Here is a 17236-nt window from a genome sequence, read left to right on the forward strand (position 1 = left end):
AGGTGCATAATACCCAGCACGTAAGTGTTATAGTGCACGCGGCGCCCCGAAGAGAATAGGCTATTTTGGCCTAAAGATTTCTTTTCGGGGGCGCCGCGTGTATGTTGTTAGAACGAAAACGCGCCCCACACCATCAGGGCAGCGCAGAGGAAGAACAGCATCCAATGCCCCAACATATAGTAGGTGCGGCGCTCAACCTTCACCGCCGCCAGCTGCACCAGCCACACCACGCCCCATGCGCCTAAATACGCCGCGATAAACAGCCCAATATCTCGTTTAGCGGGTAGCACATCGGTGAACGCTAAGAGCAGTGCAGCGATGGTGACCAGCAGCAGATCGACACTTACCAGCTGGAACACGCACATGGCCTGCGCCCAGTGCCGGGTTAGCTCCCCACGAGTGCTAGGGGTGCTGGCCGCAGCGTCAGCGGTGGGACGGTTCTCGGTGGGACGCAAGGCCAGTGTCTCACGGGTTCCCACAAAAACGTGCGCGCCCACCGCCAACGCCATGAGCACCCCAGCAATGGCAAATGGTACTACCATGACGTTTCTCCTAACGGCGTGGGGTGCGGAACGTAATGTAGTAGAACTGGTCGTCCCAGATGAGCTCGGTGCGTGCATCCTCAACGGTGCTGGGAATCAGCGCCTCAATCTCTGAGAGGTCGAAGGTGGCGTCCTTGTATGCTTTGCGGGTGAAGATGCTCTTTTTGTACTGCGAATCAATGTAGTCGGAAGTTTCGTCTGCGATCATAATTTTCGTGCCGGGCTTGGCCACCCGAATCATTTCTTCGATCGCGCGTTTTTTATCGCTAAAGAAGTTAATGCCGCCCACGTGCAGCACCACATCAAAGCTCTGATCGGCAAAGGGCAGGTTCTCGGCGGCGCAGTTCACCAGGTTCAGGTTCGCGCGACCGCCCCAGATTTTCTGGCATTTCTTGAGCATCCCGAGCGAAATATCGGCACCCGTCCAGTCGATTGCGCTTACCTCAATATCGTCGGGCAGGTAGCGTAGGTCGGTGCCGGTGCCGATTGAGACGTACAGCGCCGAGCAGCCGGGAAACCACTCTAGTTCTTTCATGAACTGGCGGCGCATCTGCGCGACTTCATTGCCGTAAGCGAGACGCCCAAACCACCGTTCTCCTAGGTCATAGACGGTGGCTATGCGGTTGTAGAATTTCATGTATTTGGCGTTATCGCCCTGAACCTGCGCATCATCCAGGCACATCAGGATGCCGTTCTCTTCAGCGGGCGGGTTAGTGCGGAATTCGGGCTTGAGCTTGTTCGTGAGGTTAGTGTTTGCCATGGCTTCTCCGCCTTAGGTTAATATGGTGAGCACATTTCTGAACGTCGTGAGAGAGAAATGTGACTCCTTATAAAACACTTATACCTGTTTTGGAATATACGCGTCAATATTTTTTATATCTGAATACGAGAAACAGCCTTTTGAACGCACCGTATTCAGAAAAGTTTTTGCATTACTGAAAAGTAAAAAGCTTCTGAAGGCAAAAAACTCTTCTAGATAGAAACCGCCAGTGACGGTGTCAAAAAATATGTGGATACTGTCCGGGTGTTTTTAGTGTTCTTTTTCAAGCACGAGGTTTACGTAGTCGCGTCGTACCAGCCGGGCAGAGCCGCCCGCCACCGCCATATCGTGCAGATGCTGTACAGCTACCGTATGTAGCGGCAGTTCTTGTGTGAGCGCAACTATATCGGCGGCATCGTACAGGGCGAAGCCGTACTTGGTGAATGGCAGGGTCTTCATAAAATCTTTTTCACAGAAGCTTAAACACACCCGCCCGCCGGCGGTAAGCACCCGGCACATTTCTGCGAGCAGCCAAGCCGGTTCCTCCCAGAAATACACCGTATTCACGCTCAACACCTTCGTGAAAATACCGTCTTCATACGGCAGATTCACGCCGTCATACAGCGCGTACTCAGCCAGCCCTTCTGCGATAAACACGTTATTGGCAGCGCGGGCCTGCTCATACATGAGCGGCGAAATTTCCACCCCATCATAGTGCAGGTTCTCTGCGAGGGAGAGAACATAATTGAGGAGCCCACCATTGCCCGGGCCCGCCTCCAGGATGCGGTCGCCTTCCTCAATGCCTAATGCATTCAGGGCGCTCACAATCATGAAAAGATTCCCCAGGTTTAAAGAGTGTGCTAGCTCTTGACCGGTGTCACCCATGGGGCACTTAAGCTGGGAAGCAAGGGCCTTCGCCTGCTCGGCCGGGTTCTGGCGGGTACTAGACATAGTGCTCCTTTATAATAATCCAGGCGTGAAGATTTTTTATCATAGCACGGCCGCAGCTTGTGCCACCGCCAGGAGAGCTTTAGCGCCGAGAGGAGGTTTTATAGATGCGCCAGGCACGGCGAATCATTGGCAGCTGCAACGGTAGGCGGCCGAAAGCCACAACACGTTTAAACGCTGACTCATGCCGCCAATCCCATGCCATCTGCACATTCGCCGGGAACACCGCCGTATACAGCGCAATGGCCGCGAGGGCACCCGCCCGGCGGGTTGTTGGGGCGGTCAGCAGCCCTGCAACACCAAGCTCAGCAACCCCCGAAGCATAGGTGTAGAACCGTGCCGAGCCCGGCAGGGCGCGCGGCACAATCCGATCAAAATGCTCAGGTTTTACAAAATGCAGAACACCCATGATCCCCAGAAAACAGGACGTCACCACCGGTGCGCGAGAGGCGGGTGTGGAATCATCAGAAGTTTTCTCGAAAATACTCATACGGCATTCTCCCATATCCAGCCTATTCACAGCTATATGAGCGTACAAATACGCCGTAAAGCTCGCCGTTCTACGCTAAAATGTGCAAGGGGGCACCGTACCCGTTGCGGATTAGGCCGCTACCCGGTGCCGACGAAAGGAAAACCATGAAGAAGCTTATTGTTATTGCACTCATTGGCGCAGTTGCATTCGTGATCCTTAAGAAGAAGGGCTTCATCGGCGCTAACTAATTACGCTGTGAACATGCCAAGCCGGGCCCGCATCCACCCCACCGTTGGGGAAGGACGCGGGCCCGGCTTTTTGATGTGTGCACCCCGCTTCGGTCTACCCATTAACGGTGGGCAGGTGGCCGCTCATGACGATCTTCCCCTGAGAATCGTCCCAGGTGAACGAAGCCTTATCGGCGCTGTGCGTGGCCGAAATCTGGTTGGCGGCGGTACGCGAAACATTAGGCTTCCCATACAGGGGGTCGTAAGTTCCGGTTCCCAAGTACTCGCCGTAGTGGAACAGCATAATATGATACGGGCCGTCGGTACCGCCCTGGGCACCCACCACAATCCACGACAGCTCAACATTCGCATCATAGTTTGAGGTATCCGATAGGGACATAGTCCATGTGTAGCCGCCGCGTAGCTTCGACTTGTTCTGCTCTAGCGCCTGCTGCCCGCTGGTGGGTGCCCCGGCTTTTGCCTTACCGCTGCTTGAGGACGAAGATGACGGCGAAGAACTGCTCTTATCCGGGCTCGCGTACACCGTCACCGTGCTGGGGGTCGGCTCAGGAGTTGCGGTGACCGTCACCACCGACGGGGAAGACGAAGGCGAGGCACTGCTGGTGGCCGCTGACGCTGCTGATGACGACGAGGAATGCGACACCTGAGCCGAGCTGCTGGAGGAAGAGCCGCTGCTTTTAGTGCTTTTCGACTCGGTGGAGGCACCAAACGGGTTGCCGCAGGCTGTGAGAGTAAGCGCCGCCACGGCGGCAGGGATAGCGATTTTTGTGACGGTTGGTCGCAAGGTTCAACTCCAATCAGGGGTAATAAATCGGTGTACTCTTGTGCGGTGCGCCGGGGCCAGCGGCCGGGGCGCACCCAAAGTTAAAAGGTGATGTGCTCGGTGCGGTTGAGGAACACCCCGTGCCCGGTAGTGTGATTCCAGCAGGTCACCCCGTTTTGTTCGGAGGCGCAAACAAATGTGCCCACGTGCAGCATCTGCCCGTATTGCAGGGTTTTTGTGGATGAGCGGTTGCCCATGGCCCCATTCACACCGCCCGGGGCCGTGACCTGTGACGACCCATCGGCTTTAAGCTGCAACTGGAACGCGCGGCGTTGCACAGGTTTACCGGTCTTCGGGTCGATACCGGGGCTGTCTACCTTCTCCGTCCACTGGGATTCCTTGAGCATACACACCACCATCGAATCACCGGAGATCACATCGCACCCAATATTGCCGGTAGGGGTGAGGAACGAAACCGCACCGTGCTTATCGGTAGCCCAGCTTTGCACCCCCGTAGGAACACCTGTTGTGCCGGCCTTCGCGTGCGCCTGAGCGGGAACGTTCTGCACCACACGGTTACCGTTAGAGGAGCTGCCGCCACCATCGGCGGCCGGGATGGTCACCACAGTAGGAGGAGGTAAGGTGCTGGGCGTAATACTCGCGGGTTTTGGCTTGGTACTGCTGCTGGGGGAGGCATTATCCGTATCGGGCGCTGTTGCTGTTGCGGAAGCCGATGCACTGGCCCCCGCCCGCGGGTTCACGGACGTTCCGCTACTGCACCCTGCGAGGGCTGCTGTGGCTAGGGCACAGAGGATAAAAGTCTGATATGCGGTTGGCTTCATGAGGTGTTTCTCTGTTCTCGGCGTGGGGTCAAGACTATTAAATTTTCGGCTAGCCCGGGCACAGGGGCTGGGGCCGGTACGGGGGCACCTTCGTGCCCCTGCCAAACGTGCACCGTAGCCGCGTGAGCGTGCACTTGCACGTTTGGTTCGCCGCCTGCGGGATACACATAGGATACCTGAACACTCACGTGAGAGAACCGGACGGTGACAGGAACCTCGGGTGCCTTCAGTGCAGCGGCGGCGATCTAAGGGAGACTGTGAATGACGCCACGTGCAGCAGGTGCAGCCGCGGCACAGCAAGAAAGCCCGGGTCTTAACCGCATCGGAGGGGCACATCCGTCACGGGTCCTGACTGCATTCTTGCGCTGGCCCCGGCACTGGGCGACAATTGATGCATGGCTAAAATTACTTTTCATGAAGAAACCCCCGTCAACACCATCGGCGAGCTGCCCGCAGTGGGCACCAAAGCTCCCGCGTTCGAGGTGCTTGGGGCTGAGCTGAACACGATCACCGGCACCGATTTTGCGGGCAAGAACATTATTCTGAATATCTTCCCCTCCGTCGATACCGGCGTGTGCGCAACCTCCGTACGCACCTTCAATAAGGATGCTGCCGCACTAGACAATACTGTGGTGCTGTGCGTCTCGAACGACCTTCCGTTCGCCATTGGCCGCTTCTGCGCTGCTGAGGGGATTGAGAACGTTATTGCCACCTCCGCATTCCGCTCATCCTTCGGGCAGGACTTCGGCGTGACAATGACCGACGGGCCGCTTGAGGCTCTGCTGGCGCGTGCCGTGGTAGTCGTGAACCCTGCCGGTGAGGTAGTGTACACCGAGCTCGTTCCCGAAATCACCAACGAACCCAATTACGAAGCAGCGCTCGCAGCTGTTAAGTAAACGCAGCTGAGCCTATCAGGCAGGCACCATGCCCGGTTTTTCCGTGCCGTGGTGCCTGCTTTGTTCTGCCGTTTGAAACTATTGCGCTGGTTCGTGCGGACTCTCTTCTACACGATCGCGTGCCGCGCGGCTGCGCGTCGGGTCGTCGGCAACCAGCATATGTTGAGGCAGAGAACCGCGTTTCTTCGCCGCCGCATAACGCCCCATAAGAAGCGCCATATACACTGCCATCGCCACCAGGAGCATAGACCCCGGGGCAATAATCAACGCCAGCACCGCCGCAATCACCGAGAAAAGCACCGTGAGCTTATCGGGGTTAGCGCGGTAGGCATCAAGGGCAAGTACCGTAAAGAGCGCGGTCATCACGAAATCGAACCCCTCAAGATGCGCCAGAAAACTCGACCCCAAGAAGAACCCGAGTGTGGAACTGAGGATAACGCTCATATGCATTCCCGCATGAATCCACAGAATGCGTGACCCTCTCAGCGCATGCCGTTCCGGCCCGCTGTTGAGCGCAAAAGCCTCGTCAATAAGTGTGTAGACAGTGTAAAACTTGGCGAGAGAGCCGTGCACACGTTCGATAGGGTAGGACAGCCCGTACATGAGGTGGCGTGAATTAATGAGCAACGTCATGACCGCAACGGATACCAGCGAGGCACCCGCCGTCATCATCGTCAGCAATACGAACTCTACCGACCCGGCGAATAAAACTCCCGGAAGCAGGGGTGCAAGCCACCAGGGAAAACCCAGGCTGTGTATCACAACACCGAGCCCAATTCCCACGAAAAACAGGCCCAGCATCACAAGGGATGCAGCACGCATTGCCTCACGAAATCCGCTCTCGCCAGTGCGGCGGAGCTCGACACTGTGGGTACCACCTGCATGTAAAGCCTGCTCGCGTTCCTGCACCACCGGGATGCTGCTGGTCGCCAGACCCGCGGAGGCGATAATATCGAGAACCTGTTCGTTGCTGGTTTGCTGCGATGTGTCCCTAAGGTGACGGCTGGGGCGTGAAGATCTTTCAGACATGCTATACCCCTAGAAAACCCAGTTAATGAGAATAACGCAGGTGGCGGTACCGGCGATCATGCTGTACACCATATTCTTCTTCCACAGGTGCACGAGCGCCGTCACCACAAATCCGGCAAGATAGGGAACCGCGGTGTGCGTGGATGAAAAATCAATACGGCTCACCGCGTAGATCGCCAGAAGCGCTACGGCCCCGAGGGGAATCCAGTGGCTGAGCGCATCCAAAACCTCAGAACCCGCGAGGGCTTTTTTGAGACCAAAGGGGAGCACCCGCAGAACAAAGGTTACAGCCGCCGCCACCAGAACAGCGCTGATAATATAGCCGCTATCGATGTGGCCGTTAATCATGGGGGTTCTCCTGCGGGTCGTTGTGGTGAGTGAATGTGAGGCTTGAGGTTTTCACCTGATCTGTCGTGCTGTCTTCGGCAGCCGTCACTGCTGTGTTATTCTCTGGGGCGGGTATCTGGTGTTCTGGTAGTGTTCCCCGTGATTTTGCGATAAAGAACCGTACTATCAGCAGGGCAGTGTAGGTTCCCATCGACACCAGAAGCATGGAACCGGGTGCCAGGATAATACCCACCGCGCCAGAGAACAACGTGAGAAGAGCCGTGACATTATCCCGTTGAGCGCGGTAAGCATCAATCGCGAGGATCGTAAACAGCGCCGTCATGGCGAAATCCATACCCTCAAGGTGGCTCAGAAACGATGCGCCAATAAAGAATCCGGCGGTTGTTCCTGCCACCCAGCTGATGTGCAGGAATGTACTCACCCATAGAATACGTGCGTGAGAGAGCGTATTCCGGTCGGGGCCGGTGTTGAGCGCGTAGGATTCGTCGCAGAGCGTGTATATGGCGTAGAGCTTCGCCCAGAAACCCTTCACATTCTGCAGCGGGAAGGAAATACCGTACACCAGGTGGCGGGAGTTCACGAGCAGAGTTGTGAAGCCGATAGCACCTACACTGGCCCCGGTTGCGATCATTTCTACCACCAGGAACTCGACGGAACCGGCATAAACGATGAGGGATATTGCGGGCGCAAGCCACCACGGTAAATGGTGAGCACTAATAATAACGCCCAAACCTAACCCCAACACCACGAAACTTGCAAGCACCACGCTGGATGCCCGTAAAGCCTGTTTGAAGCCGCTCTCGGTAGGGTTATGACCGATCGCGGCGTAATGTTCTGCGTCGCTTGTTTCCTTCGCGGTATCTTTCATGGTGCCTCTCAGCAAGAGTGAAAATGAGTCTTCGAATATCCTAGCGCAAGAGTATGCCCAGTGTGAGTTGGAGCTTTGCTGCCTTCGGAGTGTTTGCGAAAAATTCCGGTGGCGGCGGGCGCCGGCGGGGGAGTAGAATAGGGGACTAAATAAGAAAAACTTATGTCGCATTAGTTTTTCTAAAGATGATTTTTCGCCGCGTCGCCGCACCCCGCCACCGATCGGGGTGTTTGCCATGCGCGGGACCAACAAGGAAGAAAAATATGTCCCCCACATCCGAAGAAAAAGCGGCGAACAGCCCCGAAGAAACGGAGCTAAAACGCGGTCTTTCGGCGCGTCACCTACAGATGATCGCCATCGGCGGAGCCATTGGCACCGGCTTGTTCGTGGCCTCCGGCAAAACGATCTCTACCACAGGGCCGGGCGGTGCTATCGTTGCTTACGGGCTGATCGGCATTATGGTGCTGTTCCTCATGCAGTCTCTGGGTGAGATGGCAGCGCATCTGCCCGTCCCGGGTTCGTTTCAAACCTATGCAACCCGTTACGTTTCATCATCCTTTGGGTTCACCATGGGGTGGAATTACTGGTTTAACTGGGCGATTACCGTCGCGACCGAGCTCGTGGCGGTCGGTGAAGTGATGAAGTATTGGCTGCCGGAGACTCCCTCGTGGGTGTGGGCAGGTACCTTCTTAGTTCTCTTGACGGGGCTGAACGCCCTGTCCGCCAAAGCCTATGGTGAAGGCGAATTCTGGCTCGCCACTATTAAAGTGGTCACCGTTATCGTGTTCTTGATCGCGGGTATCGCCATGATCTTCGGGATTCTCGGAGGGGCATCGCCGGGTGTCTCAAACTGGACCGCTGGTGACGCTCCTTTTGTGGGTGGGCCCATCGCTATTTTCTCCATCTTCATGGTTGCCGGGTTCTCGTTCCAAGGCACCGAGATGATTGGTGTTGCCGCCGGGGAGTCCAAAAACCCCCGCCGCGATGTGCCGCGCGCGCTCACCAGCGTGTTCTGGCGCATCATGCTGTTTTACATTGGCGCCATGGTGATTATCGGGTTCCTCATTCCTTACACCGACCCGAACCTGCTCACCGCAGCCGAAGGGGATATTAACATTTCTCCCTTCACCCTCATTTTCGAACGAGCCGGTATTTCCTTCGCTGCCGCAGCGATGAACGCAGTGATCCTTACCGCCGTGCTTTCCGCCGGTAACTCGGGGCTGTACGTTTCGGCCCGTATGCTGTTCTCTCTTGCGCAGGAAGGCAAAGCTCCCAAGGTTTTCACCAAGGTGAATAAGGGGGGTGTGCCCATGCCCGCCCTCATGGCAACTTCCGCCGTGGGAGCCATCGGGTTCATTGCCTCCATTATTTCGCAGGAAGCGGCATACCTGTGGCTCGTTAACGTCTCGGGTCTTGCCGGGTTCATCACGTGGGTTGGTATTGCGGTGGCGCACTACAGGTTCCGCCGCGCCTACGTGCGGCAGGGGCATAGCCTTAACGACCTTCCCTACGTGGCCCCTTTCTTCCCGGTGGGTCCGATTATCGCGTTCATCATGTGCCTGCTGGTGATCGGTGGGCAGAACTATGAGGCGATTCTTGAAGGGAACTGGGCGGGCGTGATGAGCTCATATATTGGTCTGCCGGTGTTCATAGCGGTGTGGGTCATTCACGCTCTAGTAACCCGCGACCGCCTGATCCCGCTGGAGAAAGTGGACGTGGGTGGTATAGATTCTGCCACCATTAAAGCGCAGCAATAACTGCGTCACGAGAAAACCTGCCGGGGTGAGGTTTTCGCTGTGTACACATCGTATGGTGTGCTCATCGGCGAAAATTTCACCCCGGCAGATGTGTGTTTTATGACGCTGCGGAAGCACAATTGGGGCGCTCACCCTTCAGCGGGAGTGCTGTGTGCCGATTTCGGTAGAAAAGTAACGATCTTAGCCACAAAATCTAAATCTAAAGTATATCTTCATGGTATTGTGAAGAGGCGCATAACCAGCTATCGGGCTGGTGTGCGTTCACCGCATATAACTACATACACCCCAGGAAAGTACCATCATGAAGAAGAACACCTCCCCCTTTGTTATCGGAGCTGGCGCCGTTGCCGTTTTGAGCCTAACGGGGGCAGTCTTTGCGACGGGGGCATTGGCCGCCTCCACTCCGGATGAACAACCCTTACCCAACTACACGTGGGCCGTGCCGAGTGATGCTCCTACGCGTGACCCGCTTCCGAGCTATAACCCCGAGGCTGCCGCAACCGATACACCCAGTGAGCACGCTGAGGTGCACCCCACGGAGCAGCCCTAACGTCCTTTTGAAAGTGGCAGCCCCTGCTGGGGTTGCCCAGATCATACTCAGTGCACCTGCGCCGTTCAGCTGTGGCGGCGCAGGCCCGTTCAATGCTGACTACCAGGCGGTGCGTGCCGTTACCTTCAGTAATAAGGCACGCACCGCTTTCCTGTATTCACGCGCCAAGGCGATCGGTAAAAGTGGCGGGGGTACACAGTGAAGCGTATCCTGCATAAGCTGGAAATATGGATATTACGATTAAACGTATATATGAAGAAGTATCACCCGATGATGGTTACCGTGTGCTTGTAGACAGGCTGTGGCCGCGCGGAGTTACTAAGGACCGTGCCCGCCTGAACAAATGGGCGAAGGAGCTGGCCCCTTCCACCCAAGCGCGCATTGAGTTCGGGCATAATCCGGAACGTTTTGAGGCATTCAAGCACCGCTACCGTGCAGAACTTGATGTAAACCCTGATGCGCAGAGCCTCATGCGCAGCGTTGTTGCCAACGCCAAAGAAACCGGTGATATGCGCATTACCCTACTGTACGCAGCTAAAGACGAGCACTGTAACCACGCCATGATTTTATGCAGCTACATGGCGGAGCACCTGCCAGATTTGACGAGGCTTGTCCCTTAGTCGTCCGTCCAGAGAACCTCACCTATAGAGGTTTTTGGGGCCACGGCCCGACGCACCCAAGCAGGTGCACACCGCCTGCCCACCGGCGGCAGCGTCGTTGGGCTGCCTTGAATGGCTCAGAGGTATGTGGGGAGCCTGGATATGGAGGATAAAGGCTCAGATTTTGAAGTTGCCGCCGGAAGGTCCGAAACTGCCGCCGCCGTTGTCATTGGTCTCTGAAAGAATCCACCGCCCGTCTTTATACTGCGCGGTAATCAAAGCTTCCTCTGTGGATGATTGCTTGTCGTGGGGAAGGTCTACCGGAACTCCTCGGTACACCACGAAACTACCCAGAGAAAAGATGTACTTAGCAGGCCACTTGTAGTTGTCCCCGTCCTGAGTTGGCTGAGCGGTGTTAAGAGTGAATGCTATCTTCAACTCTTCAAACCATGCGCCGTCCATCTCCTGTGTGGTTTCTCGGATTTGCTTTTTAAAGGTGTTAGTGTATGTATCACTGAAGGGGAGATGATCAAGCGGGCCAAGATCACCGGTGACAAAAGCGTAGGTTAACGCTGTAGTGAAGAAACCTATCGCGGAGTATAACCCGGCCACGCTGTGTTCATCCATATTTTCGGGTTTGATGGGTTTGGGCACATTCTGCGGGGGCGAGGTTCGTGTGGCTGGTTTATACTCGCCCGCAGAAGTGTCATAACTATTGAATTCCACTGCGCCCGAATAGTCACTGCGTTCAGATGCCTTGGCTTTTGAATTATTATTTGCTGAAGATGCGCCATTAGAGTCATGAGTGCCCGCGGTATTGGCAGTTGTGAGGGATGCGGAACATGCCGTTAACGCGGCGATGGAGCCTGCGCCCAGCGTGGTGAGTGCGGTACGGCGGGTCATAGCGGAAGTCATGCTGGCGTTTTCCTCTCGAATCGGTGAAGGTCAGCGCTTTCTATTGTATCGGCAAACACCTCATTTGCTGTCTAAAGAAGGTGTTTCTTCTGTTTTTCTTACTTTTATACTGCTAGGATGCTAAAAACCCCGATATATGCTGTATATTTTGCGGATGGTTAAGCTTGTCACAGGCACAGTAGGGCTGTACCTGGTAGAGAGAAAACCGGAGCCTATAAACCTGGATGCGGTAGGGTAGAACCATGCCTGAAAACCCACGCCCTCAAGCCGCCCACACTCATGCGGCCATAGACACCGAACGGAAAATCGTGTACGTCTCAGCGGTTGCAATCCGTAACGAACGGGGGCTGGTACTGACCGTGCGTAAAACAGGCGCAAGCGGGTACATGATGCCCGGCGGCAAACCCGACCCCGGCGAAACCCCGCTTGGTGCTGCGGTACGTGAAGTCACCGAAGAACTCGGGTTCGCCCCTGACCCCGCCCGCATGGTGCACCTGGGGACATTTCAGGCACCCGCACTTAATGAAAACGGGTACACGGTACGCGCCGAAACCTACGAGTACCTGCCGCACCCCAGCGAATATGAAGTGCTCGCCGCTCTCACCCCGCAAGCCGAAATCGCCGAACTGCGCTGGGTAGACCCCGCACAGAACAGGGATGCCACCCAAGCCCCGCTCAATATTGAATGCATCTTTCCGGTACTTTCTGCCCACCCACGCTAAACAGGCGGGGCGGTTCAGCAGCAGGGCACCTCACCTGGTAACACGCCGTGAATATGCGCACACCCCACCTGTCCCACTTGCGTGTGCCTCCCCAATGGCTGTAGCGTGCAATAGGTGTTTGCACTATACCCTGCGAGTGGACGGCGCACTGGAGCGCGCAGAAAGAAGAACAATGACGGAACAAACTAGTCAGCCTGAAAAATACAATATTGCTGTTTACTGTGGTGCCGGTTTCGGCAACGATCCACTATTCGTGGAACGCGCGCAGCAGATGGGTCGTGCCTGCGCCGAACGAGGTATCGGTGTGGTCTACGGCGGCGGCAGTACAGGTCTGATGGGAACCGTCGCGGGTGCAGCCCTGGATGCAGGCGGCAAAGTCTACGGCGTGGTCACCCACCAGCTCGTGGAGTGGGAGGGCGTGTACCCCGGGCAGACGACCCTCGACATTGTCGATACCATGCATCAGCGTAAAATCGCCATGATTAATAAGGCCGACGCCTTCGTTGCGTTGCCCGGCGGCCCCGGAACCCTGGAAGAATTTTTTGAGGTGTTCAGCTGGCAGTTTTTGAAGATTCACGACAAGCCTGTGGCGCTGATGAACGTGAACGGGTACTGGACGAAACTTATTGAGGCTATGGAGTATATGTCAACCACTGAGCTGCTAAAACCCGAATACCTGCAGCGGCTTATTGTGGTTGAAACCCCCGAAGAGCTCATGAAAGTGCTGGGTAAATAGGCGGCATTAAACCCCCTAGAGTGTGTGCACGCCCGTAGCCTGAGTGCTGCGGGCGTTTTTTTGCATCCTCACTCGGGTATTTGCGTGAGCTAGTGTTTACCGCGCGCCCTGCTCAGAAGCGAAGAAAGCGGCAGAATATGCACAATAATCCATACGGGCGTGAGCGTCATCATAAGCATATAGAGAACCCGAATCAGGGACTCCATGTGAGGGTCTTCTGAGAGCATGCCCAGATAGACCGTCAACCCCAGTACCGCACCAGTGGTGAGTGTCAAATAGAGTAATGCCCACAGCACTTCGGAGCGGCTGGCGTGCCCGCGACCGAGTGTGTAGAAGCGGTAAAACCGTCCCACCGCCTGAAGGAACGAGGCACCTTCTAACGCCTGTGCGGGTTCACGAACAGCGGCTAGCGCCTCCTGCTCATCATCAACGCCGATTTCGCGCAGGGCATCGGGGGTATCCTGGAGAAGAAAAACGGGTTCTTCTTTGTGACGGTGTGTGCGTGCCATACCTCTAGGGTACCCGACGACGTGTAAAGGACAACGATGACAAAGACCCTTCTCATCACCTATTTCGGCCCGTTTCCCGGCGTGAGCGTGAACCCGAGCGGGGTGACAGCGCGGCAGGTGGCTGATGTACTCGCCGACGAATCTGCGGTACGGGTTGTAACCCGTGAGATTCCGGTGAGCTATGCGGGGTCTTCAGAGGCTTTAGAGGAGATGCTGACCGATATTCGCCCGGATGCGGTGCTCAGCTTGGGCGTGGCAGTCGGGCGGGATAAGGTGAGCTTTGAGAAGGTTGCCATCAACCTGGACTCCGCCGATATTGAGGATAATGACGGTGTGGTGCGTGTGGATAAGGCGATCGCCCCGGAGGGACGCGACGCGTATTTTTCGACCCTGCCGGTGCGGGCAAGCTATGAGCGTCTGCGCGGTGTGGGGCTGCCGGTTGAGATTTCGTACACCGCCGGAACTTATGTGTGCAACCACGTATTTTATGAGGCACACCGTATTCTGGAACGCCAGGGGCGGCGGATTCCTGCGGGGTTTGTGCATATTCCCGCCACGCGAGTCGATCATGAGCCCTCTGACGCACAGACAACGCTCACTGCGCATGCCGATACCGGGGGAGTAGAGAGCGAATCGGTGCCGACTCTGCCTGAGGCGGTGGTTGCGCGCATCGTGGCGGAGCTGGTGCGCGATACCCTCAAGGTGATGTAGTCTCATTCATACCGTTGAACCGGGGAGACGAGTGAAAGCGGCGGTTATTAAAACGCGGTGCCCCCGATGAGAGATTCATCGGGGGCACCGCGCATATTAGCCTAGGGCACTGCTACTTGCGGTGCTTAAGGTAGTAGTCGATCAGAGATGCGGTCGAAGAATCCTGGCGTTCCAGAACCTCGCGGTCTCCTTCAATAGCGGGCACCAAATCAAGCGCCAGCTTCTTGCCGAGTTCGACGCCCCACTGGTCGAAGGAATCGATACCCCACACGATACCCTGCACAAAGGTGATGTGCTCATAGAGGGCAATCAGCTCGCCCAGCACCCGCGGGGTCAGGCGAGAAGCCATAATAGAGGTCGAAGGACGGTTGCCGCTGAAGATACGGGCGTTTACCACATGCTCGGCGGTACCTTCGGCGCGTACCTCATCCTCGGTCTTGCCGAAAGCGAGCGCCTGAGTCTGTGCAAAGAAGTTTGCGAGGAAGAGTTCGTGCACATCCTGCTCGCCATCCTTGGTGGGGTGAGCTGGGTTGGCGAAGGCCAGGAAGTCCGCAGGGATAAGGCGGGTGCCCTGGTGGATCAGCTGGTAGAAAGCGTGCTGACCGTTGGTGCCGGGCTCGCCCCAGAAAACCTCGCCCGTGGAGTAGTCCACGAAGGAACCGTCGGCGCGAACGGATTTACCGTTGGACTCCATGGTGAGCTGCTGCAGATAGGCGGGGAAACGGTGTAGGTACTGGTCGTAGGGTAGGACCGCGTGGGTTTCGGCGCCCAAGAAGTTCACGTTCCACACGTTAAGCAGACCCATGAGTACGGGGACGTTCTTTTCAAAGGGCGCGGTGCGGAAGTGCTCGTCCATGGCGTGGAAGCCCGCGAGGAATTCTTCGAAAACCTTTGGGCCGAAGACGATGGCCAGCGAGGTACCGATTGCCGAGTCTACGGAGTAGCGACCGCCTACCCAGTCCCAGAAGCCGAAGGCATTTTCGGGGTCAATGCCGAAGGCAGCAACCTTATCGAGCGCGGTTGAAACGGCGATAAAGTGCTGAGCCACGGCTTCTTCTGCGGTTTTTCCCTGCAGGGCGTTCGCCTCGCCAAGCGCGGTGAGCAGCCAGTCGCGTGCCACACGAGCGTTGGTCAGGGTTTCTAGGGTGCCGAAGGTCTTCGAAGCAACGATGAACAGGGTAGTTTCTGGGTCAAGATCAGAAACTTTTTCGGCAACATCGGTCGGGTCGATATTTGAGATGAACCGTGCGGAAATCCCGGCGTCGGCGTAAGGCTTAAGCGCCTCGTATACCATCACGGGACCAAGGTCAGAACCGCCAATACCAATATTTACCACGGTCTCGATGCGCTTGCCGCTCACGCCGGTCCACTCGCCCGAACGCACACGATCGGCAAAAGCGTACATCTTGTTCAGAACGGCGTGAACATCGCTATCGACATCCTGCCCATCAACAACGAGGGCGGGGGAGTAACCCTTGGGGCGGCGCAGCGCGGTGTGCAGAACCGCGCGGTCCTCGGTCACGTTAATGTGTTCGCCAGTGAACATAGCATCGCGGCGTTCGGCGAGGTTCACCTCTTTGGCGAGTTTGAGCAAAAGCTGCACGGTCTCTTCGGTAATGAGGTTCTTCGAGAGGTCTACGTGCAGGTCTGCGGCATCAAAACTAAATTTCTGGGCGCGGGAAGGATCCTGCTCGAACCAGGCTCGCAAATTCGGAGTGAGCGATGCTTTGTGTTGGGTTAGTGCTGACCACGCACCGGTGGTCGTCGGGTTCGTAATAGTCATGGTTTCTATTTTCCCTCTTCGGCTCGGTAATGTCACCCTAGATACCGGTTCTGTGCGGGAAGCTGAGGGTTGGCAGCATTATTGTTTTCTGGCGGTCTGCAAAGACCGTACGTGTTCCCTGCCCATCGCAGACAGGGGGTGCGTCTTGGAACAGGTAGGCGGCTCAGTTTGGTGGGGTGCCCCGGTGCGGGCGTAGAGTTGAGGGCATGAGCACCCAGAACAAGAAGCTGCCAGCGCATACCACCGTAACTGATGAAACCGCCTCACGCCGCACCCGCTACTTGGTTGTCTCCCGGTCGGGTGACACCCTGGTCGGCGCCGACGGAACCCTGCACTACCTCGATAGCCCGCCTGAAGACAGTCTTACGGACGTCAGTCTGGAACCTAAACTCATGAAACCTGAAGCACGGTACGCTATTGAGTACCGCGCTGTTTATGTTGAAGATGCAGATTTGGCGGCGCTCACCCAGGAGCTGGGCGCGCTGCCTGAAGGGTGTGAGGTATCCACGGCGGGTTTCTGGTTCTACCCTGTGCACGCCGACCCGGCGGGGCGGGCCCGGTACGGTGCGGCGCTGGCGAAACGTGACTACCTGATTGAGATGGCATACTCCGCCTACACGGGAGAGTCAGCCCCGGTGGACCCCCACAAAGGGATACGCCTGACCGGTTCCGGGGAGATGGTGTTCCCGCGTATTGAGCCGGCGGTGATGGCACTTATTATGAGCGAGGATAATAGCCGCGTTCTATTAGCCAATAACAGGCTGTGGCCGCGCAACCGGTTCGCCCTGATTGCCGGGTTTGTGGATCCGGGGGAGAACCTGGAGCAGGCGGTGACCCGCGAAGTGTATGAAGAGACCGGGCTGGACGCCCTGCGCCTGGATTACCGAATGAGCGATATTTGGCCTTTCCCCCGTTCACTCATGGTCTGCTACCGGGTGACGGTTGATGCCTCCCAGCCGGTGACGCACTTAGACGGTGAGATTCACTCCGCCCGCTGGTTTACTGCACCTGAGCTGGCGCAGGCTATTGCGGAGCAGCGCACCGGTGAGCCGAAACTTGAGCTGCCCGGAACGAATGCGGTGGCCCGCCGCATGTTGGATGAGTGGCTGCAAGAGAAAGGCTTGTAAACGCCTTACAGGGTGCAGCAGGTATGTCAGCGTACCAATTATGGGTGAATGTTCATCTTCATCTACCCCACATAACAGCGGATTTTTACTGAGGCAGAAGAATGCTTGTGA

Annotated in this window: 21 protein-coding genes; 9 read left to right on the forward strand and 12 right to left on the reverse strand. The window is 56.6% G+C overall.

Annotation, left to right across the window (positions count from 1 at the left end):
• Positions 1-107: 107 nt before the first annotated feature.
• From I6I94_RS09765 to I6I94_RS09780, 4 genes are all read right to left on the reverse strand, one after another.
• Positions 108-542, reverse strand: a complete 435-nt coding sequence (locus tag I6I94_RS09765; RefSeq protein WP_128088005.1) for a hypothetical protein — start codon at positions 540-542, stop codon at positions 108-110.
• Between the two features lie 10 nt (positions 543-552).
• The gene (locus tag I6I94_RS09770; RefSeq protein ID WP_128088004.1) at positions 553-1302 is read right to left on the reverse strand and encodes a class I SAM-dependent methyltransferase; all 750 of its coding nucleotides are present in this window, start codon (positions 1300-1302) and stop codon (positions 553-555) included.
• A gap of 270 nt (positions 1303-1572) precedes the next feature.
• Positions 1573-2253, reverse strand: coding sequence for a class I SAM-dependent methyltransferase (locus I6I94_RS09775; protein ID WP_128088003.1), 681 nt, complete (start codon positions 2251-2253; stop codon positions 1573-1575).
• Between the two features lie 79 nt (positions 2254-2332).
• Positions 2333-2740, reverse strand: a complete 408-nt coding sequence (locus I6I94_RS09780) for a DoxX family protein (RefSeq protein WP_128088002.1) — start codon at positions 2738-2740, stop codon at positions 2333-2335.
• Between the two features lie 104 nt (positions 2741-2844).
• Here I6I94_RS09780 and I6I94_RS11535 point away from each other — a divergent pair, with 104 nt between their 5' ends.
• Complete coding sequence (locus I6I94_RS11535) at positions 2845-2970, forward strand: hypothetical protein (RefSeq protein WP_255406301.1); 126 nt, start codon at positions 2845-2847, stop codon at positions 2968-2970.
• Between the two features lie 94 nt (positions 2971-3064).
• Here the strand turns inward: I6I94_RS11535 and I6I94_RS09785 are convergent, their stop codons facing one another.
• On the reverse strand, positions 3065-3754 hold the full coding sequence (locus I6I94_RS09785; protein ID WP_128088001.1) for an LppP/LprE family lipoprotein: 690 nt from the start codon (positions 3752-3754) through the stop codon (positions 3065-3067).
• An 80-nt stretch (positions 3755-3834) separates the two neighbouring features.
• Positions 3835-4575, reverse strand: a complete 741-nt coding sequence (locus tag I6I94_RS09790) for a hypothetical protein (protein ID WP_128088000.1) — start codon at positions 4573-4575, stop codon at positions 3835-3837.
• 395 nt (positions 4576-4970) lie between these two features.
• On the opposite strand from I6I94_RS09790, the gene tpx reads away from it, so the two are divergent.
• Complete coding sequence (gene tpx / locus I6I94_RS09795) at positions 4971-5471, forward strand: thiol peroxidase (RefSeq protein WP_128087999.1); 501 nt, start codon at positions 4971-4973, stop codon at positions 5469-5471.
• A gap of 78 nt (positions 5472-5549) precedes the next feature.
• Here the strand turns inward: tpx and I6I94_RS09800 are convergent, their stop codons facing one another.
• From I6I94_RS09800 to I6I94_RS09810, 3 genes are read right to left on the reverse strand one after another with little or no spacing between them, the layout of a single operon-like run.
• Positions 5550-6500 carry an AzlC family ABC transporter permease gene (locus tag I6I94_RS09800; RefSeq protein WP_128087998.1) on the reverse strand — a complete coding sequence of 317 codons (951 nt, stop codon included), beginning with the start codon at positions 6498-6500 and terminating at the stop codon, positions 5550-5552.
• Between the two features lie 9 nt (positions 6501-6509).
• On the reverse strand, positions 6510-6848 hold the full coding sequence (locus I6I94_RS09805) for a branched-chain amino acid transporter permease (protein WP_004005150.1): 339 nt from the start codon (positions 6846-6848) through the stop codon (positions 6510-6512).
• Positions 6841-7716, reverse strand: coding sequence for an AzlC family ABC transporter permease (locus I6I94_RS09810; RefSeq protein WP_128087997.1), 876 nt, complete (start codon positions 7714-7716; stop codon positions 6841-6843). The genes I6I94_RS09805 and I6I94_RS09810 overlap by 8 nt, the downstream gene beginning before the upstream one ends.
• Positions 7717-7979: 263 nt before the next feature.
• Here I6I94_RS09810 and I6I94_RS09815 point away from each other — a divergent pair, with 263 nt between their 5' ends.
• From I6I94_RS09815 to I6I94_RS09825, 3 genes are all read left to right on the forward strand, one after another.
• Positions 7980-9473 (forward strand): amino acid permease, encoded by a 1494-nt coding sequence (locus I6I94_RS09815; protein ID WP_201620654.1) that lies wholly within the window; start codon positions 7980-7982, stop codon positions 9471-9473.
• A 301-nt stretch (positions 9474-9774) separates the two neighbouring features.
• Positions 9775-10023, forward strand: a complete 249-nt coding sequence (locus I6I94_RS09820; RefSeq protein WP_128087995.1) for a hypothetical protein — start codon at positions 9775-9777, stop codon at positions 10021-10023.
• Between the two features lie 227 nt (positions 10024-10250).
• Positions 10251-10643 (forward strand): DUF488 domain-containing protein, encoded by a 393-nt coding sequence (locus I6I94_RS09825; RefSeq protein ID WP_128087994.1) that lies wholly within the window; start codon positions 10251-10253, stop codon positions 10641-10643.
• Positions 10644-10799: 156 nt separating this feature from the next.
• Here the strand turns inward: I6I94_RS09825 and I6I94_RS09830 are convergent, their stop codons facing one another.
• Positions 10800-11537 carry a DUF6318 family protein gene (locus I6I94_RS09830; protein ID WP_128087993.1) on the reverse strand — a complete coding sequence of 246 codons (738 nt, stop codon included), beginning with the start codon at positions 11535-11537 and terminating at the stop codon, positions 10800-10802.
• 242 nt (positions 11538-11779) lie between these two features.
• On the opposite strand from I6I94_RS09830, the gene I6I94_RS09835 reads away from it, so the two are divergent.
• Both I6I94_RS09835 and I6I94_RS09840 read left to right on the forward strand, forming a co-directional pair.
• A complete protein-coding gene (locus I6I94_RS09835) occupies positions 11780-12259 on the forward strand; it encodes an NUDIX hydrolase (RefSeq protein ID WP_094757645.1) in 480 nt (159 codons plus the stop codon).
• A gap of 172 nt (positions 12260-12431) precedes the next feature.
• Positions 12432-12995: an LOG family protein gene (locus tag I6I94_RS09840; protein WP_201620655.1), complete on the forward strand. Its 564-nt coding sequence runs from the start codon at positions 12432-12434 to the stop codon at positions 12993-12995.
• 89 nt (positions 12996-13084) lie between these two features.
• Here the strand turns inward: I6I94_RS09840 and I6I94_RS09845 are convergent, their stop codons facing one another.
• Complete coding sequence (locus I6I94_RS09845; protein ID WP_128087991.1) at positions 13085-13504, reverse strand: hypothetical protein; 420 nt, start codon at positions 13502-13504, stop codon at positions 13085-13087.
• A 36-nt stretch (positions 13505-13540) separates the two neighbouring features.
• Between I6I94_RS09845 and I6I94_RS09850 the strand changes: the two genes are divergently transcribed.
• On the forward strand, positions 13541-14215 hold the full coding sequence (locus I6I94_RS09850) for a pyroglutamyl-peptidase I (protein WP_128087990.1): 675 nt from the start codon (positions 13541-13543) through the stop codon (positions 14213-14215).
• 112 nt (positions 14216-14327) lie between these two features.
• On the opposite strand, the gene pgi is transcribed toward I6I94_RS09850, so the two are convergent.
• Complete coding sequence (gene pgi / locus I6I94_RS09855) at positions 14328-15998, reverse strand: glucose-6-phosphate isomerase (RefSeq protein ID WP_201620656.1); 1671 nt, start codon at positions 15996-15998, stop codon at positions 14328-14330.
• Between the two features lie 206 nt (positions 15999-16204).
• Here pgi and I6I94_RS09860 point away from each other — a divergent pair, with 206 nt between their 5' ends.
• A complete protein-coding gene (locus I6I94_RS09860) occupies positions 16205-17125 on the forward strand; it encodes an NUDIX domain-containing protein (RefSeq protein WP_128087989.1) in 921 nt (306 codons plus the stop codon).
• Positions 17126-17236 lie beyond the last annotated feature (111 nt).

Source organism: Rothia aeria, from assembly GCF_016726365.1.
In the GTDB taxonomy this organism is placed as follows: domain Bacteria; phylum Actinomycetota; class Actinomycetes; order Actinomycetales; family Micrococcaceae; genus Rothia; species Rothia aeria.

Excerpts from the sequence above, each read along its gene's own strand:
- I6I94_RS09765 (WP_128088005.1), bottom strand. The coding sequence starts at position 542 with ATGGTAGTACCATTTGCCATTGCTGGGGTGCTCATGGCGTTGGCGGTG.
- I6I94_RS09770 (WP_128088004.1), bottom strand. The coding sequence starts at position 1,302 with ATGGCAAACACTAACCTCACGAACAAGCTCAAGCCCGAATTCCGCACT.
- I6I94_RS09775 (WP_128088003.1), bottom strand. The coding sequence starts at position 2,253 with ATGTCTAGTACCCGCCAGAACCCGGCCGAGCAGGCGAAGGCCCTTGCT.
- I6I94_RS09780 (WP_128088002.1), bottom strand. The coding sequence starts at position 2,740 with ATGAGTATTTTCGAGAAAACTTCTGATGATTCCACACCCGCCTCTCGC.
- I6I94_RS09790 (WP_128088000.1), bottom strand. The coding sequence starts at position 4,575 with ATGAAGCCAACCGCATATCAGACTTTTATCCTCTGTGCCCTAGCCACA.
- tpx (WP_128087999.1), top strand. The coding sequence starts at position 4,971 with ATGGCTAAAATTACTTTTCATGAAGAAACCCCCGTCAACACCATCGGC.
- I6I94_RS09800 (WP_128087998.1), bottom strand. The coding sequence starts at position 6,500 with ATGTCTGAAAGATCTTCACGCCCCAGCCGTCACCTTAGGGACACATCG.
- I6I94_RS09805 (WP_004005150.1), bottom strand. The coding sequence starts at position 6,848 with ATGATTAACGGCCACATCGATAGCGGCTATATTATCAGCGCTGTTCTG.
- I6I94_RS09810 (WP_128087997.1), bottom strand. The coding sequence starts at position 7,716 with ATGAAAGATACCGCGAAGGAAACAAGCGACGCAGAACATTACGCCGCG.
- I6I94_RS09815 (WP_201620654.1), top strand. The coding sequence starts at position 7,980 with ATGTCCCCCACATCCGAAGAAAAAGCGGCGAACAGCCCCGAAGAAACG.
- I6I94_RS09820 (WP_128087995.1), top strand. The coding sequence starts at position 9,775 with ATGAAGAAGAACACCTCCCCCTTTGTTATCGGAGCTGGCGCCGTTGCC.
- I6I94_RS09825 (WP_128087994.1), top strand. The coding sequence starts at position 10,251 with ATGGATATTACGATTAAACGTATATATGAAGAAGTATCACCCGATGAT.
- I6I94_RS09830 (WP_128087993.1), bottom strand. The coding sequence starts at position 11,537 with ATGACTTCCGCTATGACCCGCCGTACCGCACTCACCACGCTGGGCGCA.
- I6I94_RS09835 (WP_094757645.1), top strand. The coding sequence starts at position 11,780 with ATGCCTGAAAACCCACGCCCTCAAGCCGCCCACACTCATGCGGCCATA.
- I6I94_RS09840 (WP_201620655.1), top strand. The coding sequence starts at position 12,432 with ATGACGGAACAAACTAGTCAGCCTGAAAAATACAATATTGCTGTTTAC.
- I6I94_RS09845 (WP_128087991.1), bottom strand. The coding sequence starts at position 13,504 with ATGGCACGCACACACCGTCACAAAGAAGAACCCGTTTTTCTTCTCCAG.
- I6I94_RS09850 (WP_128087990.1), top strand. The coding sequence starts at position 13,541 with ATGACAAAGACCCTTCTCATCACCTATTTCGGCCCGTTTCCCGGCGTG.
- pgi (WP_201620656.1), bottom strand. The coding sequence starts at position 15,998 with ATGACTATTACGAACCCGACGACCACCGGTGCGTGGTCAGCACTAACC.
- I6I94_RS09860 (WP_128087989.1), top strand. The coding sequence starts at position 16,205 with ATGAGCACCCAGAACAAGAAGCTGCCAGCGCATACCACCGTAACTGAT.